Origin of the sequence: Mesorhizobium sp. M1E.F.Ca.ET.063.01.1.1 (assembly GCF_003998155.1) — a bacterium.
Lineage (GTDB): Bacteria > Pseudomonadota > Alphaproteobacteria > Rhizobiales > Rhizobiaceae > Mesorhizobium.
In genome coordinates this window covers 3439-5945 of sequence record NZ_RZSC01000353.1, presented here as the reverse complement: position 1 = coordinate 5945, position 2507 = coordinate 3439, and the positions used below count along the sequence as shown (strand labels likewise).

Here is a 2507-nt window from a genome sequence, read left to right as displayed (position 1 = left end):
CCGTCATCGCCGGCCACGGCGTCGCGCTTTGTCCGATCGAGGTTTTCCGCGAGGAGTTGATGCGCGGCGACCTCGTCGTTCTTTCCGACATCGCGACCGATGCCGACAAGGGCTACTTTCTGACGATGTCGGCGCAACCTTCCGCTGCCGAGATCAAGTTCGCGGACTGGTTCCGCGATCAGGTCTCGACAGGAGGGGATGCCGGCGTCTGACGGCGCCGTCGGCCACTACATCACGTGACGACGAATCCGTGCGCGAACGGATCACGGTCGTCGATGAAGATGGTGTTCAATCCGGTCATGCGAGCCCAGCCGCCGATCGAGGGGACGATCGCCGGCTTGCCGGCCACGCTGACCTCCTTTTCGACCCGGCCTCTGAACAGCGAGCCGATGATCGATTCATGCACGAAGCTTTCGCCCGCTTTCAGCTTGCCCTTGGCGTGGAGTTGCGCCATGCGCGCCGAGGTGCCTGTGCCGCAAGGCGAGCGGTCGATCGCCTTGTCGCCATAGAAGACGGCGTTGCGCGCATCGGCCTCGGCGTGCTTCGGCTTGCCGGTCCACAGCATGTGCGACAACCGGTTGATGCCCGGGTTTTCCGGGTGCACGAAGGAATACTTCTCGTTGAGGCGCTGGCGCACCACGGGGCTCCAGGCGATGAGATCGCCGGCCGAATGCTCGGCCATGTCGCGGTAGTTCTTCTGCGGTTCGACGATGGCGTAGAAATTGCCGCCATAGGCGACGTCAACGCTGATCTCGCCAAGCACCGGGCATTCCACCGTCAATCCTTCGGCGTAGAGGAAGGACGGCACATTGGTAATGCGCACCTCCTCGACATATTCGCCGACCTGTTTGTATTCGGCGACGACGAGACCGGCCGGCGTGTCGAGCCTGAGCACACCCGGCGTCTTGGGCTTCACCAGCCCATGCTCGATGGCAAAAGTCACAGTGCCGATCGTGCCGTGGCCGCACATCGGCAGGCAACCCGACGTCTCGATGAAAAGGATGGCGATGTCGCAGTCCTCGCGTGTCGGCGGATAGAGGATCGAGCCCGACATCACGTCATGGCCGCGCGGCTCGAACATCAGGCCGGTGCGGATCCAGTCGTACTCGGCAAGGAAATGCGCGCGCCGCTCCATCATCGTCGCGCCTTCAAGCAGCGGTCCGCCACCTGCGACCAGCCGCACCGGATTGCCGCAGGTGTGGCCGTCGATGCAGAAGAAGGATTTCCTGGCCATGGTGCTCTCTTGTACTGTCAGAACCGCTGCGGGCGGAAAGGCTTGAGATCGAGCGGTGGAGTTTGCCCGAGAACGAGATCGCGGATCAAGCGGCCGGTCGCCACCGCCTGGGTCAGGCCGAGATGGCCGTGGCCGAAAGCATAGAAGACATTCGGTGTCCGTGCCCGCCCGATGACCGGCAGCGAATCCGGCAGCGACGGGCGAAAACCCATCCACTCGATGCCGCCCGACGGATCGAGGCCCGGCAGAAAGCGCTTTGCTTTTTCCAGCATCGCCTTCGAGCGCGCGTAATTCGGCGGCCGCTCGATGCCGCCGAGCTCGACGGCGCCGCCGACGCGCACGCCCGTTTCCAGCGGCGTGATGACGAAGCCGTGTCCGGAAAAGATCAATTGCCGCTTCACGTCGAAGGCCGACACCGGCAGCGTCGTGTTGTAGCCGCGCTCGGTCTCCAGCGGGATGCGGTCGCCGAGATTTCTGGCCAAGAGATGCGACCACGCTCCGGCCGCGATGACGAGTTGCTTCGCCTTGCGGGTCGTGCCGTCGGCAAGCATGACCGCGGCGCCATCCGCGCCGGCTTCGACGCGATCGATACGCGCATGCTCGAGACGGGCGCCGAGCCGCTCCGCATAGGCCCACACCGCCTTGCCGAGCAGCTTCGGATCGGCGACCGTCTTCCAGCTCGGCACGAAAGTGCCCTTGACGAAGCGTGGCGCGAGGCCCGGCTGAAGCGCGGCCATCTCTTCCCCCTCGACATGGCGGAAGCCGATGTCGAAGCGCTCCCGCGCCGCCCAACCCAACAATGAGGCGCGAAACTCAGCTTCGCTTTCGTAGAGTTCGAGCGAGCCGTCCTCGCGCAGCATCGGCCTCGTGCCGGAGCGGTCGAGCAGGCCCATCCATTCGGCTTCGGCGAGCTTCATCATGCCGGCCTGCGCCGCGAGGCTCGTCTCATAGTGTCTGGAGTTGCCCGCGCGCCAGAAGCGGATCAGCCAGGGAAGGAGCTTGGGCAGATAGGCGGGCGGGATGGAGAGCGGCCCGAGCGGGTCGGCAAGCCATTTCGGCAGTTGCCTGATCATCCCCTTATGCGCCAGCGGCAGCACGTCGGAGAAGGCGAAGGCGGCGGCGTTGCCGGAGCTCGTCTCCTCGCAGATGCCGGTGCGGTCAAAAATGGTGACGCGGCGACCGGCCTCGGCAAGCAAGGTCGCCACGCAGATGCCGATAATGCCGCCGCCGACAATGGCGACGTCTTCGCCTTCTCCCCGTTCTCGGGGAGAAG

The 2507-nt window shown here is 65.0% G+C and carries 2 protein-coding genes and 1 pseudogene; 1 reads left to right on the top strand and 2 read right to left on the bottom strand.

Annotated elements, in window-relative coordinates:
- Positions 1-212 (top strand): annotated as a pseudogene (locus EOA29_RS22230) (LysR family transcriptional regulator); the annotation flags it as partial.
- A gap of 20 nt (positions 213-232) precedes the next feature.
- On the opposite strand, the gene EOA29_RS22225 reads toward EOA29_RS22230, so the two are convergent.
- Together EOA29_RS22225 and EOA29_RS22220 are read right to left on the bottom strand one after the other, a co-directional pair.
- On the bottom strand, positions 233-1234 hold the full coding sequence (locus tag EOA29_RS22225; protein ID WP_126091396.1) for a 4-hydroxyproline epimerase: 1002 nt from the start codon (positions 1232-1234) through the stop codon (positions 233-235).
- Between the two features lie 17 nt (positions 1235-1251).
- Positions 1252-2507, bottom strand: a 1256-nt coding sequence (locus tag EOA29_RS22220; protein WP_245468514.1) for an FAD-binding oxidoreductase, incomplete at its 5' end; no start/stop codon positions are given.